The sequence below is a fragment of the Nostoc sp. genome (assembly GCF_036916655.1).
Classification (GTDB): Bacteria; Cyanobacteriota; Cyanobacteriia; order Cyanobacteriales; family Nostocaceae; genus Nostoc.
The window spans coordinates 364,744-385,593 of sequence record NZ_JBALFY010000064.1; the positions used below are offsets into that span (position 1 = coordinate 364,744).

Sequence of the window (20,850 nt, forward strand, 5' to 3'; positions counted from 1 at the left end):
CTAGGAACAAAGCTATACAAACCTTTGGGTTTGTCTTAGTGCCATTCGATTTAAGCCTTTAATAACTAATTTAACCAACAACTAAGACTGATTTATTTGGATAAATATCTTCACTATTGAAAGTAATTTTTATTTATCTTGAATTACATTAACGAGAATAAGTCGCTTTAGCAAGAGAATTTATATAGATAGTACTTATCAAAACTTTGCTTAAACATTAGCTTTAGTTATGTATTTTTGGTTATAGATTACGAGCAATATCTTTTTAAAATCTCATCTCAACACAAATATCTAAGTTTTACATAGGCTACAAAAACTATCATTATTGTCCTATTTAGGGCAAATTCGTAATTAATAAGGCTATTTTGGCTTTGGGAAATACTTGCTTTAAAAGTAGTTTTAGCTACTAGTACAATCTCTGTCTATATATCAAGCAAACGTCTGGTTATAAGGATAATTACTGCTGAGTATACATCTTAATTAAAAAAGATTCTTAATTAGCTTGTGTCTTGCATCACTTCATAATATGATTCAACTAGCTTAACCCTAAATGACAATTCTTTTCAAAGATTGTCGTTAGTCTTCGAGTACGACCAAGTAGTGTGATTGAGTGTAAGCGGATCAATGAAGTTAGATAAATTTTTTCAAAGCCTGCTGCTAACAGGTGCGGTTGTTGTTGTCGTAAACACTCCTGCTAAAGGTGAGGAAGTGCGAGAGGATATTCAAGGCAAATCTTCTACCCAAAAGGTAGGGGAATCTGCATTAGATGAGAAAGTTGCAGTTACAGAGAAAAAATTTGCAAGTAGTAAATCTCCAGTATTAGCTCCCAGTAAGCAGAAATCCCGACTCTTTAAATCTCAACTAGCAAGTTCACTACAAAGAGCAAAGTCGGATAAAACAAGTAAAAATATTCGTCAAATCAGCGAAATCGAACTTCCCACTACTAGCGCCCAAATGCTGGTACAGACACCAACACCTACCAATCCCTCGAATCCAGAACCAAGAAGTGGGGAGCAAGTTGTAGCAATCACAAGTGTGAAAGCAAATGCCACAAACAGAGGTGTAGAAGTAATTTTAGAGACAACTCAAGGTACTCGACTGCAAGTCACAAATCGCAGTACGGGCAATAATTTTATTGCAGATGTATCTGGTGGACAATTACGCTTACCGTCGGGTGAGGCTTTTACATTTCGTTCAGAGCAACCTACGGCGGTAATTACTGAGATAACAGTTACAAATATTGATGCAAATACTGTCCGCGTAACTGTGGTAGGTGAGAAAGCTTTGCCTACGGTTGAATTATTTGATGATGATGCTGGGCTGGTTTTTGGTATAACTTCGGCGGCAATAGCGACACAACCACCGCAGCAACCCCAAACACCACAAACTCAAGAAAAACCTGCTAGTGAAACACCACAAGAGCAACCAACAGCCCCGCCAGATCAGCCGATTGAGTTGGTAGTGACGGGTGAGCAGGATGGCTATAATGTGCGAAATGCCACGACAGCGACAAAAACCGATACCCCTTTGCGAGATATTCCCCAGTCAATTCAAGTCATTCCCAATCAAGTGATTAGAGATCAGAATGTGAATCGACTGCAAGATGCAGTACGAAATAACGCTCCGGGTGTCTCACAGTTTTCTAATCAAAGCCAAGCTTTTGTCATTCGTGGATTTAGACAAGATTTTAACCTCAGAAATGGGTTTCGTAGCGGTAGCACTGCAACTAAGGATGTGGATCTTGCAGATGTAGAACGCATTGAGGTATTACGCGGGCCAGCATCGGTTTTGTTGGGGCAATTGCAGCCCGGAGGCGTAATCAACACCGTGACGAAGCAGCCTCTAAGTGAGCCTTATTATAGTGTCAAGTTCACAGGTGGGCAGTTCAGCTTTTACCGTCCAGAGCTTGATTTGTCAGGGCCTTTAACTGATGACGGCAGTTTAAAGTATCGGCTCAATTTAGCCTATCAAAACAATGGTAGTTTTCGAGACTTTGTGAATGAGGAGCGCTTTTTTGTAGCTCCTGTCTTGCAATGGAACATCGGCAAAAACACGACCTTAACGGTGGACTTTTCCTATACATACAACAATCCAACGCTTGATTATGGTGTAGTAGCTCTCAGTGATGGTTCTCTGGTATTGCCGATTAATCGAGCTTTGTTCTATCCATCTCTGGATCAGGTTACGGTGGAGCAATATCAGGCTAGTTATCGACTTGAACATAAGTTTAGTGATAACTGGCAGCTTCGCAATGGCTTTTCTTTCTATAGTGCAAAACAGTCTGGTGGCTATACATACGTAGAAGCTGACTTTACCAACGATCGCTTTCTTGACAAACTCTATGCAGATGATTTTTTCATCGACCAGGATTATCGAATGCAGACCGATCTAACTGGGAAATTTACCACGGGTTCCATTCGACATCAGTTATTAATTGGGTTTGAGCTTGGTCGTTCTACCAACTATTTTACGTCTGGTACTGCTTTGTTACCGACAATCGATATCTTCAACCCAAATTACAATGTGACTCGACCAAATGTCCAAATCGATAACTATGGCACAAATTTCACAGATACTCTGGGCATCTATATTCAAGATCAGATCGACATTACCGACAATTTGCACTTGCTAGTTGGTGGACGATTTGACTTCACCAAACAGTACGATAGTTTTGAAACTTTTTCTCAGGCAGATCAAGCGTTCAGTCCTCGTGTTGGCATTGTCTATCAGCCAATTAAACCGATTTCTCTCTATGCTAGCTACAGTCAATCGTTTAATCCGGTGATTGGGCGATCGCGAACCAACTCAGTTTTTGAGCCTGAACGAGGTACTCAATACGAAGTCGGCGTTAAAGCAGACATCACTAATACTGTGTCTGCCACATTAGCTGCTTTTGAGATTACTAAGAGTAACGTGCTAACCTCCGATCCTGTCGATCCCATTAATTTCTCAATCCAAGTCGGTGAACAGCGCAGTCGAGGAGTTGAATTCACCATTGGGGGCGAAATCTTACCTGGATGGAATATCCTTGCAGGCTATGCTTATACCGATGCGCGAGTCACCGAAGATAATCGCATTCCAGTGGGTACTTTTTTGCGGAACGTTCCCAAAAATGCAGCTAACCTGTGGACAACCTACGAAATTCAAAGTGGTGACTACAAAGGATTAGGCTTTGGATTGGGGCTAGTCTTTGTAGGCGAACAGCAAGCTGATTTTCCCAACAGCAATTTCCAAGTTCCCAGTTATGTCCGTACTGATGCTGCCTTGTTTTACCGTCGAGACAACTGGAGACTTGGTATTAACGTCAATAATCTTTTTGATGTGCAATACTATGAAACTGCTTCCAGACGAACCATCGTTTATCCAGGTGCGCCGGTGAATGTGCAGGCAACGATTTCCTATGAGTTCTGAATCGAATGGCACTAAGCGAAAATCGTTGAGACAGCAGGGGTGCAGAGGAGCGGGGGAGAAAGAAGAAATTTTAGGCATTACGTTCAGATATTTAGAAATTCCCCTCTGCAATCCTTACGCTGCCTACCCTTCAGCTTAACTTAGTGCCATTCAGTTCTGAATCAGGTACTTCATTCAAAATGCCTAGAACCGCTTCTTAGAGGTTTGGAAAAGTCAGGTCTTCATGAAAAAGTTGTTACGCCGTCTCACCTACATACTATTTTTGGGGATAGTGGGATTTGTACTTTTGTTAGGTTGTAATCGAAGTAGTTATCACAATGCCACAAGCCTTACCCCACCAGCGAAAGACTGTCGTGTGATAGAACACACGATGGGGGAAACCTGTGTTCCAAAAAACCCAAAGCGTCTTGTCACCATATCTCAAGTCACTTTGGGTAGCACACTCGTCTTAGGTATTAAACCAATAGGAAGCACTTCTGATGGTTGGCAAGATAATTTACCAGACTATTTAAAGAATAAGACAGAGGGAATACAGCAAATAGGTACTCAATATGAGCCTAATTTAGAACGTATATTGCGACTTAAGCCTGATTTAATTCTAGGTTGGGAAAATGTTAAAGCAATTTATCCTCACCTTTCTCAAATCAGTCCTACGGCATTAGGGAAATGGAAAGGTTCATTATCTTGGCGCGAACATTTTAATTTTGTCGCCGAAGCATTAGGCAAAAAAGAGGTTGCAGAACAAGCATGGAATCACTATTATCAACGAATTGAAAAACTAAAAATAGCGCTAGGTAATCAATATAAAGACAAAACGATATCTGTAATTCATATTTATGGTTGGGATATAATGAGTACTGCCAAAAACTCATTTAGTGGTTCCATTCTCAATGATGTTGGATTGCAACGCCCAAAGACACAAAACGTGATTACGCCGAGTGGGTTAACTAAGAATATTTCTGAGGAAAAGCTAGAAGAATTAGATGCTGATATTTTATTTGTAACAACTTTTAATGACAGCGATAAGGCAAATTTTGAACAAATGCAACAAAAACCACTTTGGAAAAGACTCAAAGCATTTCAGCAAAGACATATATACTTTGTAGATGGTTTGTCTTGGGTCGGTTCAAACTTGATTGCTGCGGATGCTGTAATTGATGACTTATTTCAATACTTAGTCAATACACCATGAAGAGTGCTGAGTAAGTAAACTAATACCCCAATACATTCTATTTGTCTGCCATAGGTTTCGGTTAAGAATATTTATAGGTCAATACGCCTGGACTTTTAAGACGCGATAAATCGCCGTCTCTACAAGTGTTTTGGGCTTATAAAAGTTTAAAGGATTAACACTAAAGTCCCTATAACTACTAAAGCACTTCCTAATATTATCTTCAAGCTTAATGGTTCTCCCAGAAAAATAACCGAAAATAATAAAACTAATACCAAACTTGATTTATCAATTGGTGCAACCAGAGAGGCTTTTCCTGTTTGTAAAGCTTGGAAGTAAAAAATCCATGATAAGCCTGTAGATACTCCAGATAACAATAAGAAAATCATCGTTCTTTGAGAAATAGCTAAGATATTAACTACATTTCCTTGGAACAATACAATTCCCCAAGCAATTACTAAGATAACAACAGTTCTGATTGCTGTTGCTAAATTAGAGTTCACATTTTCTACCCCAATTTTGGCAAAGATAGTTGTCAATGCTGCAAAGCCAGCCGAAAGTAATGCATATATCCACCACGTTATGCTGTTGCTTTCCATCTTGCCTCCTAGTTCACTAGTCAAAGCAGTGTTATTTTGTTATTTAGGCTCATGTTATGGCAATCCTAAATAAGTTGTGAAATTAATCGTTGAGATAGGGAACAGAAAAGAAGGATTACAAATGAAATAGATTACAGCTATTTTCAGGTAAATAAACTTACGCCTCTATGATAAGAGTAGTTCAAATACATGAAAACGCTGTAATTTATTCGTTACAAACTGCGATCCCAAACCCTAAAAGCAGACTATTGACCTCAGAATATTTTACGCTCTTCTAGATGAGCAAGAATATCTGAGCGATCGCGCCACACAGGACGCAGTTTTTTGTTAGCTAACATTTGTAACTGGTCGCTAATGTGCGGCGAGCCGGGTTGAGTTGCATTACCATAACTGGTAAGTGCCATTGCCCGTACAGGGTTGGAAAATTCAATTGCAGCCACATAGGAATCACCTGCAACGGCTTGGAACTGACCGTTTGCTTCAGGAGCAAAATAGAGCGCACGAAAAATTCCCAGGTTGCCATCGCCACCATTCGCAGGCAAATCCACATTACCCAATCGTAGCCGAAAAACCTTACCCCAAGGGACATCAAGCGCCCCATAAGTCTTTTCTACCTCTGCTGCTACTGCTTGCAGAGTTGCAACTGCACTTTCAGGATTAGCTAAACCATTGGGTGTAGTGCGTGGAGAATTTTCATTCCAAGGTTTACTAAAGGTTTTATCTAAGTCCATCTGTTGTACCCAAAAGGCAAATAACACTGCCCCACGACTATCTGCATTGGCTTGCCGATCCCAGGCTTCTAAAACATTAGCGGCTTTTTGCCCCAAGTCCTGACCATACTTGCGCGCAGCCGGAATTAAATCATCCAAAATCCGATCAGCCAGTTCCATCCGGGTAGAGTGCTTGTCTACAACCATTTGATCAAAAGAGATTTTGTTATCCTCAGCCAGCATTCTTACAGAACGTTGGGAACGGAAATCCATGAAACGAGGTGCTATATAAGGTGGGTAATCATCTGCTTTAATGGCGGCGGGAAATGTAGTTGTCCAGGGTGGGTCATTTGTATTTTGCAACCAGCCGCTTTTAGGGTCAACTATGCGCGGTAAATCTTGGTAAGGATGAATTTTTGTCCACAAGGTTTTAGATGTATTTCCTGGGATTATGCCTTGCCAATATTTAAAATCACCAAAGGAGCGCACTGGAACTTGACCGTTGAATAGGTGCATAATATGCCCTTCTCGATCCGCATACATCACCGTAAACATTGGCAATTGCAAGCGCTGGAGTGTCTTTTCAAACTGGGCAAGGTTTTTTGCCTGTGCCATATCCCACCACTGTTGGAGTACACCTGGTCGGTCAAGACCTGCAACTCTCAGCGCCAGGATTTTTCCATTTTTCTCGACTACCACAGGCCCGTGGACAGAACTTTTCACCACTAAGGGTTGCTCTTGCAAGGAACCATCTTTTTGCTTCACCTTTAGGGAAAGAGTTTTCGTCTGGAAGTTACGAACTTTGTCATCAAACCTGTACCCATTACCTGCTGGTGTGAGTTCATAAACATCCCAACCATCATAAGTATTAACGGTGTGAGTCCAACCTAAGTTGTTGTTAAAGGCGATCGCTAATACGGGAATACCTACAAGTGTTGCCCCATACGCATCAATACCTGGTGCGGTGATTTGAGCCTCATACCACAAAAATAAATCTGACCAAGGTAGATGTGGGTTTGCTAGTAACATAGCATTACCATTGGCAGAATGACTTGGTGCGATCGCCCAACCATTAGATCCTGCTTGCAACTTTTCTTTGCTCAGACCTAATACTTGCTCAGGATTAACCACAAAGGTAAAGTTGAGTACTCGATGTAAGTGAGCCATGACATCTTCTGCCTTGACTGGTAGCACCATCTCAACTTCATCATCAATAAATTTAGGATTTTGTTTTGCATAGGCATTGATCCCAGCAGCAAAAGCATCAAGATAACTACGAAAAGTTGGACTCTGTGCCTTGTACCAAGGACGAGCGCGTTCTGGTATTCCCGCAGTCTGTACCCAACGATCTGAATCTAGATATTTCTCTCCCCAATATTCAGCTGCGCGTCCTCGTGCTTGACCATAGAGACGCAAAAGTAAATCTCCATGACTTTGCATTTGGGCCCAACCAAAGGCATAAAATGCACTTTGGTCATCTTTTCCGTAAATATGCGGCACACCATAAGTATCCCATAATATCTCTGTGGATTTTGTTGGTACAGCTATAGTGCGGCTGCCGACAAACAAAACCAATATCAAGCTGAGTATTAAAGGTAAAACGCGTATTGATTTTCGTTTGTAAACTCTAACTAAACTATCAATTCTCACGAACACCACCATTTACAGATGTAACGCCTGGAGGCTGGGGATTGGGGATTGGGGAGTGGGGATTGGGGACTGGGGACTGGAAAGAGGCAGAGGGAAAAATTCTTGTCCCTTGCTCCTTTGCTTCCTCCCTAGTTTCCTCTTTGCACACAAGTGACTTGACACGTATGAGCATTGCTGTGCCCCTACCGTGTGGTCTATCTACTTGAAAATAGAAGTTGATCTAACAATACCACTTTGTTGAGAAAGTATATCAAAGCTATAAGGGGCTGTAAGGGCATCCTTTATTCCGTTTAAAAAATGGAGAAAGGGCTACACGATCGTGTAATCTATATATTTATCAAGAAAGATTATCAATTTGGATGATTAAAAAGCTGTTAAATATTGAGAGTGCCCATCGAAAAAACAACTAACCAGTAGAGCGTAATATTTTCAAGTGATAGCAGGATCATGATAAAAGTAACTACACTCTCACCGAGAGGATTGAAAAAGCCACAAATGTCAGCCTTATTTGGTCTGGTTGTGGGACTGTGTATGCTGCTAATTTGCTTGGTGTACAGTGTGACGCTAGGTGCAGCAGAAATACCTCTAGGTAAGATTTTGACATCTTTTATAGCCTTTGATGGTTCCTACGATCACTTAGTTATTCAGACTGTGAGATTACCGCGATCGCTAATTGCTATCCTTGTAGGTTCAGCCCTTGCTGTATCGGGAGCATTGATGCAGGGTTTGACGCGAAACCCCTTAGCAGATCCAGGTATTTTAGGTATTGAGTCGGGAGCCGCCCTCTTTGTTGTTGTGGCAATTTTTGTTTTTGGCAGCTCATCTTTAAGTGTTTACGCCCTTGTCGCATTTCTGGGTGCGGGACTAACAGCAGTGTTAGTTTACCTCCTTGGTTCTCTGGGAAGAGGAGGAGCCACCCCACTGAATCTGACAGTAGCAGGAGCGGCGTTAACTGCGCTGATTTCTTCCTTCACCACCGGTATCCTCATTGTCAGTCAACAAACACTTGAAGAGGTGAGATTTTGGTTAGCTGGTTCCTTATCTGGTCGAGATTTTAATTTATTCTTACAACTACTACCTTTCGTTGGCATCGGATTAGTGTTAGCTTTTGCCCTTGGCAGACAAATTACCACTATGAGTTTAGGTGAAGATGTCGCTAAAGGTTTGGGTCAACAGACAGCTTTGATCAAAATATTTACCGCTATCAGCGTAGTCTTACTAGCAGGAAGTGCCGTTGCTCTTGCAGGGCCAATCGGCTTCATTGGTTTAGTCGTTCCCCATATAGTGAGATTTTATATTAAAGCCGATTATCGTTGGATATTACCTTATTGTGCAGTTCTGGGTGCTATTTTACTCTTGGTTGCAGATATTGCTGCCCGTGTATTGCTCAAACCACAGGAATTACCTGTAGGTGTAATGACATCAATAGTTGGCGCTCCTTTTTTTGTCTACCTAGCTAAGTCAAAGGTGAAAAAATGAGTTTTGATTGGCTAGTCATTCGTTCGCAGGTGATATCTTTCCGCATTGACCGACGTGTACCAGTCGTATTGTTATGTTTGGCAGTAGCGATTGTAGTGGCGATGGTGATGAATATAGGGCGGGGTGAATATCCAATCTCGCCTTTAAATATCGTGAAAACTATATTGGGTTTAAATACAGGAAACCCAGACCATCTATTCGTGATTCAGGATTTGCGTCTACCCCGCACCCTTGTAGCTTTTATGGTGGGAGTGGCGCTAGCAATTTCTGGCACTATCTTCCAAGGACTGACACGCAATCCACTGGCTGACCCAGGTATTATCGGCATCAATGCTGGGGCGAGTCTGGCAGCAGTTATAGTAATTGTACTATTTCCCTCAGCACCGATTTATACCTTACCTCTGTCAGCCTTTGCTGGTGCTTTGCTAATGGCGATTTTAATTTACTCGCTGGCTTGGAATAACGGTAGTTCTCCGATTTTATTAATTTTAATGGGTGTTGGTTTATCTGCGATCGCTAGTGCCATAACCAGCTTGATGATTACCTTTGGCGAAATTTCTGACGTTAGTAATGCTTTGGTTTGGTTAGCTGGAAGCGTCTACAACCGGACTTGGGAGCAAGTCTTTTCTCTATTACCTTGGTTAATTGTTTTTGTCCCAATGGCTTTGACACTAGCAAGGCATTTGAACGCTTTAAATTTAGGAGATGATGTCGCCAAAAGTTTAGGTAGTCGAGTGGAATGGCAACGTGGTTTACTCGTGCTGGTGGGTGTAGCCTTAGCAGGTGCAGGAGTCGCCACCGCCGGTAATATTGGTTTTATTGGATTAATCGCACCTCATGTAGGACGACAGTTAGTAGGTGCAACCCATGAAAGCTTGATTCCTACTTCTGCACTCTTGGGGGGAGTGATTGTTGTGATAGCAGACTTGCTAGGAAGAACGCTATTTGCACCAATCGAACTTCCTTGTGGCATTGTAACTGCTGCTATTGGCGCTCCTTATTTTCTTTATTTGTTAATTCGTAACCGCAAAAAATAAGGGACTGGGAAAAAGGATATTTTATCAACTAACAAATTAGATTTTCATAAATCCAAAATCCAAAATCTAAAATGGTTTCACTTATGAAAGGATTGTCAACCAAAAATCTATCTTTAGCTTATGATGGTGCGCTGATTATCCGTGACCTAAATTTGGCAATCCCAACTGGACAAATTAGTGGTTTAGTTGGTGCTAATGGTTGTGGTAAATCAACGTTGTTAAGAGGTTTGGCAAGATTGCTTAAACCCCGTGGTGGTACAGTCTATCTTGATGGAACATCTATTTTTAATCTTTCAACTAAAGAAGTCGCACAGCAGTTAGGTATTTTACCTCAAGGGCCAGTAGCACCAGAAGGATTAACTGTGCAAGATTTGGTAGCACAAGGACGTTATCCTTATCAAAATTGGTCGCAGCAGTGGTCGGCAAAAGATGAAAAAATAGTGCAGCAGGCACTAGAAATTACAGATTTGTTGAAATTGGCAGATAGAGCATTAGATACTTTGTCTGGTGGACAACGACAAAGAGCTTGGATTGCAATGGCGTTGGCACAAGATACAGATATTTTACTGTTAGATGAACCAACTACTTTTTTAGATTTGGCGCACCAGATAGAGATTTTGGATTTGTTGTATGAGTTGAACCAAAATCAAGGACGGACAATCGTCATGGTGCTGCATGATTTAAATCAAGCGTGTCGTTATGCTGATTACTTAGTTGCAGTCAAAGATGGCCGAATTTTTGCTGCTGGAGAACCAAAGCTAGTGATGACTCAAGAAATGGTTCAAGAGGTTTTTGGGTTGGAGTGTCGGATTATTGCTGACCCAGTAATGGAGACACCGATGTGTGTACCAATAGGACGAAAGGGAAAAGTAAATGACAAACAAATTTCCTTAAATTCCTAATGCGATTTTTACTGAAAATATTGCTTTTATTAATCACCTCAGTACAAATAATAAACAGTCATGACAATCACATCAAAATCTCCCATAGGATCTAAAAATCGTCGAAATCTCGCCTCTCCTTTACAACGCTTGCTCAACTATGGCAGTCAATATTACCTACAAATTTGGCAGGCAACATTATGTTCTATTATCAATACAATTTTAGACTTAGCACCGCCGTGGTTAGTTGGTATTGCGGTAGATATTCTCGTAGAGCAGCAAAATTCTGTATTTGCCAAGTTGGGTGTGAAAGATGTATTTTGGCAATTTTTACTGCTTTCATTGATTACTATCATTGTTTGGATACTAGAATCAATTTCTGAGTACGCATATAGTAGACTTTGGCGTAATTTAGCTCAAAATATCCAGTATGACTTACGTTTGGATACCTATAATCATGTACAAAAATTAGATTCAGCTTACTTTGAAGAAAGTAGCACTGGCGGTTTGATGTCAATTTTGAATGATGATATCAATCAGCTAGAAGATTTGTTGAATTTTGGAGCTAATCAAATTATCAATATAATTACTTCAATTATCATTTTAATTGGTGGTAGTTTTTTTATTTTACCTTTTTCTATAACCCTGGTAGCACTGTTGCCAATACCATTTATTGTTTGGGGATCTTTTACCTATCAAAAACTTTTGGAAGATCGTTATGATGAGGTGCGGGAAAAAGTCGGCTTTCTGAACTCCCGGCTAGCAAATAATATCAGTGGTATTACCACAATTAAAAGTTTTACTGCCGAAGATTATGAAAGTGCTAGATTGGCAGCAGAAAGCGAAGCATATAGAAAAAGTAATACTAAAGCAATTAAACTTTCGGCTGCATTTAATCCTTTAATTAGAATGTTAGTTTTAATAGGGTTTACAGCCCTACTATTTTGGGGAGGTATGGCAACATATACTGGCAAAATATCTATTGGTAGTTATAGTGTTTTACTCGTTTTAGTACAAAGATTATTGTGGCCTTTTGTAGAATTAGGTGGAATATTTGACAACTATCAAAGGTCAATGGCTTCTATTAAGCGGATCATGAATTTATTAGATACTCCCATCAATATTGGAGCTGGGGATGAAATTTTATCGGTTGATCGAGTACGTGGTGACATTGAATTTAAAAAAGTTTCTTTTGCTTATCAAGATAGAGATCCAGTAATTAAAAAACTATCCTTACATGTACCCGCCGGAAAAACTATTGCTATTGTTGGTTCTACAGGTTCCGGTAAAAGCACTTTAGTTAAATTATTACTGCGATTGTATGATATTTCTTCGGGGACGATCGCAATGGATGGTATTAATATTCAAAAGTTAAATCTAGGTGATTTGCGTCGTAGTATTGGGTTGGTCAGCCAAGATGTATTCTTATTTCACGGTACGATTGCTGAAAATATCGCCTATGGTACTTTTAATGCTGCGGATGAAAAAATAATTGAAGCGGCGAAAATTGCCGAAGCTCATGATTTTATTCTGCGGCTACCTCAAGGTTATGAGACAATAGTTGGAGAACGGGGTCAAAAATTATCTGGTGGACAACGCCAAAGAATTGCGATCGCACGGGCTGTTTTAAAGAATCCGCCAATTTTGATTTTAGATGAAGCTACATCGGCGGTGGATAATGAAACTGAAGCTGCTATTCAGCGTTCTCTAGAACGGATTACTGTGAATCGAACCACAATTGCGATCGCTCATCGTCTTTCTACTATCCGCAATGCTGATTGTATTTATGTAATGGAATATGGAGAATTAGTTGAGTCGGGAACACATGAAGAATTGTTGGATGAAAATGGGATTTATGCTGGCTTATGGAATGTGCAGTCAGGGATGAAATAATTATCAAGGGTTCCTGCTACAAAATTCATGGCTACGAAATTCGTGCAAAAAATCTATCTACGGTAGGCGTACAGGAGAGTTCAAAACAATGTCAAATTTATTATTATATTTTGTAATTGGTTTTCTTCTGTTTTTGGTGATGGGAATTGTGGCTTATCTCCTGACTGCCCGCAAGTATCAATCCTCAGCCACAGTCGCCAATTCCTACGATCAATGGACTCTTGACGGCATCGTAGAGTTTTATTGGGGGGAACACATTCACCTCGGTCACTACGGTTCGCCGCCACAACGAAAGGATTTTTTGGCTGCTAAATCTGATTTTGTCCATGAAATGGTTAAATGGGGTGGAATAGAAAAATTACCTCCTGGTACTACCGTCTTAGATGTTGGCTGTGGTATTGGCGGCAGTAGCCGGATTTTAGCGCGAGATTATGGGTTTGCTGTTACAGGAATTACCATCAGTCCACAGCAGGTAAAGCGTGCCCAAGAGTTAACCCCTAAAGGGCTAAACGTCCAGTTTGCGGTGGATGATGCGATGGCATTGTCGTTTCCAGATGCCAGTTTTGATGTGGTCTGGTCAATCGAAGCAGGCCCCCACATGCCAGATAAAACCGTTTTTGCTAGAGAATTAATGCGGGTGCTAAAGCCTGGTGGGATCTTGGTTGTAGCTGACTGGAATCAGAGAGATGATCGCCAAAAACCTCTAAATTTCTGGGAAAAACCAGTAATGCAGCAACTTCTCGATCAGTGGTCTCATCCAGCTTTTTCCAGCATTGAGGGCTTTTCAGAGCTTTTGGCAGCGACTTCCTTAGTCGAGGGGGAGGTCATTACGGCTGACTGGACGGAACAAACGCTTCCTTCTTGGTTAGATTCTATCTGGCAAGGAGTGATTAGACCACAGGGATTGGTGCGTTTTGGTCTATCTAGTTTCATTAAATCTCTGCGCGAGATGCCGACGTTTTTGCTGATGCGTTTGGCTTTTGGTACAGGACTGTGCCGATTTGGAATGTTCCGCGCTGTGCGGGCGAAGGGGAGTACAGAATTGATCGATAGAAACTCTACCAGCCAAACTCCCTCAAGCTTGGTTAGGTAGCGGTATGATGACCAAAGCATATCTCGCATCTATTGGCAGCTTATGACGCAATAAATCGCCGTCTCTACAAGTTTTTGTTGCTCATTCTGAACTGTATTGGTTTATTGGCGGGCAAGATGCCCACCCCACAAGAGTTAATTGAATATTTTTTTATTTGTCAGTGCCTAATGGCAAACTGACAGTAGTCTGTTGCGATCGCATTTAGTCAAACGCTGAAGCTTAAATCGTATAAGATGATGCAAATATTGTCCTAACAGCACTGAAATTGCACACATTCAACCCTCTTCAAAATACACCACAACCACGTTAAGCTAAATTAGAGTAGCAATTTATTGCGCTTTTTAATATGAAAATCTCTGTTCTTGTCAAATTTTAATTTTTTCTGCTTGAGAAACCCGGAATGCTAGACCAAATTTTTGATAACCTCAACTTTCATTTCAGCGTTGAAGCCCCGATAGTTCTGCTGATCCTGGTATTTTTAGAGGCGGTGTTATCTGCCGATAATGCGATCGCTCTGGCTGCGATCGCTCAAGGGCTAGAAGACAAAGAACTTGAGCGTAAGGCCCTCAACTTTGGTTTAGTCGTTGCCTACGTGCTACGAATCACCCTGATTTTAACTGCTACTTGGGTACAACAATTCTGGCAATTTGAATTATTGGGTGCTGCTTACCTGTTGTGGTTGGTATTCCAGCACTTTAGCTCACAACAAAGTGAAGACGATGGCCATCACAAGCCGCGTTTTAATTCATTGTTGCAAGCTATACCCGTGATTGCATTTACAGATTTGGCATTTTCTTTGGATAGCGTGACAACTGCGATCGCAGTTTCTCAAGAAAGATGGCTGGTGCTGACAGGTGCAACAATTGGTATTATTGCGCTGCGTTTCATGGCGGGATTGTTTATCCGTTGGCTAGACGAATTTGAAAACCTAGAAGATGCAGGTTATGTAACTGTAGCTTTGGTGGGCTTGCGCTTGTTGTTGAAAGTGGTGAATGATGCTCTAGTTCCACCAGAATGGATCATGATTCCTGCCATCTTTTTAATTTTAGGCTGGGGATTTTCCAAGCGTGTTAGCACTGAATTACCCCAAGTAGAACCAGAAAAGAGCGAAGTCTCTAAATAAAAAGAGCAGGGGCAGGGGGCAGGGGGCAGAGGGAAATAACTAATTCCTAATCCCCAATCCCCAGCCCCTAATGTTTTACTCGTGCAACCAAGGCGTTAAGTGTGGCTGCCAACTTACCAACTCTTCATCCTTAAACCATAGAGCGATTTCCTGTTGGGCGGTTTCTGGAGCATCAGAACCGTGGATTAAGTTACGACCAATATTCAGTCCAAAATCGCCGCGAATCGTTCCCGGCTCTGCTGTTAAGGGGTTTGTCGCACCAATAATCTTTCTGGCAGATGCAATAACGCCATCACCTTCCCATACCAGCGCCACTACTGGGCTAGAAGTGATAAATTCGACTAAACTACCAAAAAAGGGACGTTCCCGATGAACCCCATAGTGTTGTTCAGCCAATTCCCGACTGACTTTCAGGAACTTTAAACCAACTAGAGTAAAACCTTTGGTTTCAAAGCGACGGATAATTTCCCCCACTAATCTCCGCTGTACTCCATCAGGCTTAATTGCTAAAAATGTACGTTCCAAAGCTATCTCCTAAAACTTAATAAAGTTTTTATCTAGTCAATTGTCCTTTGTCCTACCCTGCGGGTAGCCCTTCGGGTGACGCTCGTGCCTCGCTAATGCTGCGCTAACAACAGTCGCTCATGGGGGAAACCCCCTACAGCCCTTCGGGCATCCTACGGCAGGCGCTAGCCTCTCTCTTTGGGAGAAGACCGCGCTGCTTCACCGCTGGCGCGTCTATGTCATTTGTTCTTCATCCTCTGTCTTAAGTCCAATAGTTTTCCACTAATGACTAATGACCAATGACTAATGACCAATGACTCTTGACCAATCAGAGTTTATCTCAGAAATTATCTTTAGGTGCATATACGTTCCTAGATGAATGCGCTAAATTGTTAACTCGTGGGTGAAAAACAGAGGTTAGGAAGAAATGGGTGTTGAGTCAACTGCTACATCTGACGAAGTGGTACTACCTGCCAATGGACAGAAATTTGAAGTGAAAAATCATAAGCACAAAAAACTGTTACCACCTAGTCCTACTACCACAGGAGATTTACCTCGCTCCTGGAAAATTGAAGATAGCGAAGCCTTGTATCGCATTGAAGGATGGGGACAACCTTATTTTTCCATTAGCGCTGCTGGACACGTTACCGTGGCACCCAAGGGCGATCGCGGGGGATCTCTTGACTTGTTTGAATTGGTCAACGCCATGAAACAGCGCAACTTGGGACTTCCCATGTTGATTCGCTTTTCTGATATTTTGGAAGACCGAATTGAGCGGTTGAACGCTTGTTTTGCCAAAGCGATCGCCCGCTACAATTACCCTGGTGTCTACCGTGGCGTGTTTCCTGTCAAGTGCAATCAAGAACGGCATTTGATTGAGGATTTGGTGAAATTTGGCAAGCCTCATCAATTTGGTTTAGAAGCCGGTTCCAAGCCAGAATTAATGATTGCTTTAGCTGTGTTGGATACACCAGGAGCATTGCTCGTTTGCAACGGCTATAAAGACCGAGAATACATCGAAACGGCAATGTTAGCCCAAAGACTAGGGCAAACACCAATCATCGTCTTAGAACAGATTGAAGAGGTTGATTTGGTAATTGACGCCAACCGCCAGTTAGGTATTAAGCCGATTTTGGGGGTTCGTGCTAAACTCAGTACCCAAGGTATGGGACGTTGGGGAGCCTCTAGTGGCGATCGCGCTAAATTTGGTTTGACAATGCCTGAAGTCATTGAGGCTGTTGACAAGTTACGAGAAGCTAACCTGCTCGATTCTTTGCAGTTGATGCACTTTCACATCGGCTCACAAATCTCTGCTATCAATGTGATTAAAGATGCCATCCAAGAAGCCAGCCGCATTTATGTGGAATTGTCCATGCTGGGTGCGGATATGAAATACCTGGATGTTGGTGGTGGCTTGGGTGTAGATTACGATGGCTCCCAAACCAACTTTTATGCATCGAAAAATTACAACATGCAGAACTATGCCAATGACATCGTGGCAGAGTTAAAAGATACCTGTGCCGAGCGGCAAATTCCCGTACCAACACTGATTAGCGAAAGTGGACGAGCGATCGCTTCTCATCAGTCAGTGCTGATTTTTGATGTTCTTAGTACTAGTGATGTCCCCCTCGACCCACCAGAACCTCCGCAAGAGGGAGAATCCCCAATTATTAATTATCTTTGGGAAAGCTACCAATCCATCAACCAAGAGAATTACCAAGAGTTGTACCACGACGCTGCACAATTCAAAGAAGAAGCCATCAGCCGTTTCAACTTAGGAATTTTACGCCTCAGAGAACGAGCCAAGGCCGAACGCCTCTACTGGGCTTGTTGTCAGAAAATTCTTACCATCACTAGACAGCAAGAATACGTACCCGATGAACTGGAAGACCTAGAAAAAATCATGGCTTCCATCTACTACGTTAATATGTCAGTGTTTCAATCAGCACCAGACTGCTGGGCAATCGATCAGCTATTCCCGATCATGCCAATCCACCGCTTAGATGAAGAACCAATCCGGCGGGGAATTTTGGCAGACCTCACTTGCGACAGTGATGGTAAAATCGACCGCTTTATTGACCTGCGCGATGTCAAATCGGTTTTAGAATTGCACACCCACAAGCCCGGAGAACCCTATTATCTGGGGATGTTCTTGAATGGAGCCTACCAAGAAATCATGGGCAATTTGCACAACCTGTTTGGCGACACCAACGCTGTTCACATCCAATTAACGCCCAAAGGCTATCAGATTCAACACATCGTCAAAGGTGACACCATGAGCGAAGTTGTCAGCTATGTGCAGTATGACTCCGAAGATATGGTAGAAAACATTCGCCAGCGTTGTGAGAAAGCATTAGAAGAAAAACGTATCACCCTAGCAGAATCTCAGCGACTACTGCAAACATACGAGCAGAGTCTTAGGAGATATACGTACTTAAATAGTTAGGGACTGGGACTGGGGACTGGGGATTGGGGACTAAGAGAGAGTAAAGAATGGGAACTAGATAGGAAAGTTTTTCCCAATATCCAATACCCAATCCCCAATACCCATTCCCTAATTTACATTTGTCCCCAACAATTCCTCTATCGCTTGCCGCTCAAGAGGGGTATGTGATGGTACTGTTTGACGGGCATCGGTAATTAGCCAGTCTAAAGCAGCGGCTTGAACATCGATCGCAGCGCCAGTTTTATCTACGCAATAACGTCCAAATACTAGCTTATCGACTAAACGGACTCCGGGGCCCAGGCGCGACCATTCAAAAATCACGCTGTTTTCTACTGTTGCACCACTGCATATCCAACAATTGGGGCCAATCATCGCTGGCCCGACGATTTTAGCTCCGTCTTCGATTCTCGTCATCCCGCCAATGTAAACGGGGCCGGTGATATCTACCTTGTCCCAATTTACGGCGACATTTAAGCCAGTATAGATGCCAGGGGCGACTTCATGACCGGGAATTTGCACATTTTTTATTTCACCCAGCAGCACACCGCGAATCGCCCGCCAATAGTCTGGGACTTTACCAATATCTACCCATTCAAAGTCCATAGGGATGGCGTAGAAGGGTGCTTTGATTTCTACCAAATTGGGAAACAATTGGCTACCAATGTCATATTCGACACCAGAGGGTATATAGTTAAAAACTTCTGGCTCAAAGATATAAATACCTGTGTTGATGTTGGTGCTAAGGGCTTCTTCAGTTGAAGGTTTTTCTTGGAAAGCTTTGACTCGGCCTTCTTCGTCAGTTACAACCACACCATAGCTAGAAACTTCATCTTTGGGGACAGATTTCGTAATAATAGTAGCGATCGCCCCTTTCTCTTTATGCCATTTAACAGCCGCAGTTAAATCCAAATCAATCAAAGCATCACCGCACAATACCACAAAGGTATCATCAAAGAAGGGTGAGAAATCTTGGATGCGTCGCATCCCTCCAGCTGAACCTATGGCTTCGCCCACTAGTTTACCATCGTCATCAATTTTCCCTTCAAAGGAATAGGCAATCTCCACGCCAAACCGCTGACCGTCACGGAAATAGTTTTCAATTTCCTCAGCCAAATGACTAACATTGACCAAAATCTGGTCAAATCCATGATGGCGTAACAGTTCCAGCAAGAACTCCATCACTGGCTTTTGCAGGATGGGCATCATCGGTTTGGGCATAGTGTACGTAATCGGACGCACGCGAGTACCCTTACCAGCTGCCAGAATCATCGCTTTCATAAAAATTTATTCCTCAACCACAAGCCAGTTTACTTTCATCGAGTGATACTTAATCATCGTTTTTATTTCTGCTCTAAGTCATCCCTCAAAACAGGGATAACAGTAATTTAGTGGTTATTGCAACCATCGTTATACGTAGATGACAAGCGATCGCTTATCCTTTCAATTTACTCGGATTTTGGGGCTGAATCAAAAATCTGTAAATTATCTGTAGGGATGCCTGGCTACTTTTACCCGGATTTCTCACTTGTGAGAAATCCAGGTTTTAGCTTTCTTAGTTCATTGGGTATTCAAGGGGTTTAAGTAAGCGAATTTTAATCTCATCGTAAAACTCCTCTTGAAATAGCTCTACTTTCGATTGAGCCGAGAGTAGTAGTAGCGCCCAGAAAACACCAACTAGTTGACTTTGTTTAGACTCATGTCCAGACCCATTTTGCTTGAGAAGCTTTGTCTGAGTCCACAATTCTACAAGTTCTTCTAAATTCAACCAATTTTGTTCTAAACTTAGGTCTCTTGCTGACAATCTCAACACCTGCTCTAGTTCCCCAGCGACTTCTGTCAAATTCTCCTGGTGAGCTAACTCCAGCGCGTCCCGCATACTTTGGACGCTAGGCTGACGCCTGGGACGGATAGGTTTACTGACTTTCTCTACCAGTTTCAGTTGGTTAGCCATAATCTGCAATTGCTCAATTAACTCTTGCAGAGTCACCCGCCGCTTTGGTGGCGGCATTGCCGCTGGACGACGACGCAATTGCCGTTCTAATGGTAGACGATGACCCTGATGTGATACATCGTCTTCACCTTCTAATAGGGCATCATTTTCTACACCATCTTGTGCATCTCCTATAGTTGACAACTGCATCAAGGTGTTGGCTTTGAATAATACCAGCATTGATGCTGATAAAAAAGCCTGTCCAGATTGAGATAAGTCCGCTTCGTAGCCTCTTGTTATTGCCCCTGGTGCCATCAGTTCTAAGTAGCGGTCAATCACCTCAATCACTTGGACATCCCAAGGATCAATTTCCCCCTGCTCGGCTTGGTAAATCAAGAATGTGATTGTTTCTAATAGCTCGGAAGCTTCCATCAACAGGTTCTAAGTTAATTAATGACAGGAATTGCCTGGTGGCAGTATATTCTAAAATTTATAATCAATCACCATTGTGAATTGTGAGATCGGATTGTGCAACTTTTGACTTCCAGTCAATAAAAAAACATCCCCCATTTTCTTGTGGGGTGAGCAACATAAGCTACCTAAATCTGGGGTAGATGGAGATAATACTGTTCGGAATGGCACTAAGTTAAGACACAGCCCTTGAACTGACCAGAGGCAGCAGCCCTCTGGAAATACATTCCCAGTCTGAAGACTGGGAACGAGGTGACACAAGCCTTTCGGTTTTCTTAGTGCCATTCAATATTGTTCAGTTAAGACAAGAGACCCGATAAATCGCCATCTTTACAACGATCAGTCTTGACAGCGATTTCTCGGATCTTTGCGATCTATTATTTTCAATAAATAGGGAAAGGGAAAGGAGAAAAACTTCATCCCCTTTCCGCATCTTCTGCAAGAAGCCTATT

The 20,850-nt window shown here is 42.2% G+C and carries 14 protein-coding genes; 9 read left to right on the forward strand and 5 right to left on the reverse strand.

Features of this window, described 5'->3' with window-relative positions:
- The first annotated feature begins 624 nt into the window (after positions 1-624).
- The gene (locus tag V7L31_RS16795) at positions 625-3,411 is read left to right on the forward strand and encodes a TonB-dependent siderophore receptor (protein WP_334697286.1); all 2,787 of its coding nucleotides are present in this window, start codon (positions 625-627) and stop codon (positions 3,409-3,411) included.
- Between the two features lie 223 nt (positions 3,412-3,634).
- On the forward strand, positions 3,635-4,603 hold the full coding sequence (locus V7L31_RS16800; protein ID WP_334697287.1) for an ABC transporter substrate-binding protein: 969 nt from the start codon (positions 3,635-3,637) through the stop codon (positions 4,601-4,603).
- Between the two features lie 146 nt (positions 4,604-4,749).
- On the opposite strand, the gene V7L31_RS16805 is transcribed toward V7L31_RS16800, so the two are convergent.
- Positions 4,750-5,181, reverse strand: coding sequence for an EamA family transporter (locus V7L31_RS16805; protein ID WP_334697288.1), 432 nt, complete (start codon positions 5,179-5,181; stop codon positions 4,750-4,752).
- 254 nt (positions 5,182-5,435) lie between these two features.
- A complete protein-coding gene (locus tag V7L31_RS16810; RefSeq protein ID WP_334697289.1) occupies positions 5,436-7,541 on the reverse strand; it encodes an acylase in 2,106 nt (701 codons plus the stop codon).
- Positions 7,542-7,988: 447 nt separating this feature from the next.
- Between V7L31_RS16810 and V7L31_RS16815 the strand changes: the two genes are divergently transcribed.
- The 6 genes from V7L31_RS16815 (at position 7,989) to V7L31_RS16840 (ending at position 15,047) form a co-directional block, all read left to right on the forward strand.
- Complete coding sequence (locus V7L31_RS16815; RefSeq protein ID WP_334697290.1) at positions 7,989-9,020, forward strand: FecCD family ABC transporter permease; 1,032 nt, start codon at positions 7,989-7,991, stop codon at positions 9,018-9,020.
- Positions 9,017-10,057 carry a FecCD family ABC transporter permease gene (locus V7L31_RS16820; RefSeq protein ID WP_334697291.1) on the forward strand — a complete coding sequence of 347 codons (1,041 nt, stop codon included), beginning with the start codon at positions 9,017-9,019 and terminating at the stop codon, positions 10,055-10,057. The genes V7L31_RS16815 and V7L31_RS16820 overlap by 4 nt, the downstream gene beginning before the upstream one ends.
- Before the next feature lie 83 nt (positions 10,058-10,140).
- Positions 10,141-10,959 carry an ABC transporter ATP-binding protein gene (locus V7L31_RS16825; protein WP_334697292.1) on the forward strand — a complete coding sequence of 273 codons (819 nt, stop codon included), beginning with the start codon at positions 10,141-10,143 and terminating at the stop codon, positions 10,957-10,959.
- Positions 10,960-11,019: 60 nt separating this feature from the next.
- Positions 11,020-12,831 (forward strand): ABC transporter ATP-binding protein, encoded by a 1,812-nt coding sequence (locus V7L31_RS16830; RefSeq protein ID WP_334697293.1) that lies wholly within the window; start codon positions 11,020-11,022, stop codon positions 12,829-12,831.
- Between the two features lie 88 nt (positions 12,832-12,919).
- Positions 12,920-13,924: a methyltransferase domain-containing protein gene (locus tag V7L31_RS16835; RefSeq protein WP_334697294.1), complete on the forward strand. Its 1,005-nt coding sequence runs from the start codon at positions 12,920-12,922 to the stop codon at positions 13,922-13,924.
- Positions 13,925-14,324: 400 nt separating this feature from the next.
- The gene (locus V7L31_RS16840; protein WP_334697295.1) at positions 14,325-15,047 is read left to right on the forward strand and encodes a TerC family protein; all 723 of its coding nucleotides are present in this window, start codon (positions 14,325-14,327) and stop codon (positions 15,045-15,047) included.
- 75 nt (positions 15,048-15,122) lie between these two features.
- Here V7L31_RS16840 and ndk read toward each other — a convergent pair whose 3' ends face one another.
- Entirely contained in the window at positions 15,123-15,572 is a 450-nt protein-coding gene (gene ndk, locus V7L31_RS16845) for a nucleoside-diphosphate kinase (protein ID WP_334697296.1), read from the reverse strand.
- Between the two features lie 406 nt (positions 15,573-15,978).
- On the opposite strand from ndk, the gene speA reads away from it, so the two are divergent.
- On the forward strand, positions 15,979-17,997 hold the full coding sequence (gene speA, locus V7L31_RS16850) for a biosynthetic arginine decarboxylase (protein WP_334697297.1): 2,019 nt from the start codon (positions 15,979-15,981) through the stop codon (positions 17,995-17,997).
- A gap of 108 nt (positions 17,998-18,105) precedes the next feature.
- Here the strand turns inward: speA and V7L31_RS16855 are convergent, their stop codons facing one another.
- Together V7L31_RS16855 and V7L31_RS16860 are read right to left on the reverse strand one after the other, a co-directional pair.
- Complete coding sequence (locus V7L31_RS16855) at positions 18,106-19,275, reverse strand: NDP-sugar synthase (protein WP_334697298.1); 1,170 nt, start codon at positions 19,273-19,275, stop codon at positions 18,106-18,108.
- A 274-nt stretch (positions 19,276-19,549) separates the two neighbouring features.
- Positions 19,550-20,359, reverse strand: a complete 810-nt coding sequence (locus V7L31_RS16860) for a ScpA family protein (protein WP_334697299.1) — start codon at positions 20,357-20,359, stop codon at positions 19,550-19,552.
- Positions 20,360-20,850: the final 491 nt, after the last annotated feature.

Coding starts and splice junctions, on each gene's coding strand:
- V7L31_RS16800 (WP_334697287.1), top strand. CDS start 3,635: ATGAAAAAGTTGTTACGCCGTCTCACCTACATACTATTTTTGGGGATA.
- V7L31_RS16855 (WP_334697298.1), bottom strand. CDS start 19,275: ATGAAAGCGATGATTCTGGCAGCTGGTAAGGGTACTCGCGTGCGTCCG.
- V7L31_RS16840 (WP_334697295.1), top strand. CDS start 14,325: ATGCTAGACCAAATTTTTGATAACCTCAACTTTCATTTCAGCGTTGAA.
- V7L31_RS16860 (WP_334697299.1), bottom strand. CDS start 20,359: ATGGAAGCTTCCGAGCTATTAGAAACAATCACATTCTTGATTTACCAA.
- V7L31_RS16830 (WP_334697293.1), top strand. CDS start 11,020: ATGACAATCACATCAAAATCTCCCATAGGATCTAAAAATCGTCGAAAT.
- speA (WP_334697297.1), top strand. CDS start 15,979: ATGGGTGTTGAGTCAACTGCTACATCTGACGAAGTGGTACTACCTGCC.
- V7L31_RS16805 (WP_334697288.1), bottom strand. CDS start 5,181: ATGGAAAGCAACAGCATAACGTGGTGGATATATGCATTACTTTCGGCT.
- V7L31_RS16820 (WP_334697291.1), top strand. CDS start 9,017: ATGAGTTTTGATTGGCTAGTCATTCGTTCGCAGGTGATATCTTTCCGC.
- V7L31_RS16815 (WP_334697290.1), top strand. CDS start 7,989: ATGATAAAAGTAACTACACTCTCACCGAGAGGATTGAAAAAGCCACAA.
- V7L31_RS16825 (WP_334697292.1), top strand. CDS start 10,141: ATGAAAGGATTGTCAACCAAAAATCTATCTTTAGCTTATGATGGTGCG.
- V7L31_RS16795 (WP_334697286.1), top strand. CDS start 625: ATGAAGTTAGATAAATTTTTTCAAAGCCTGCTGCTAACAGGTGCGGTT.
- V7L31_RS16835 (WP_334697294.1), top strand. CDS start 12,920: ATGTCAAATTTATTATTATATTTTGTAATTGGTTTTCTTCTGTTTTTG.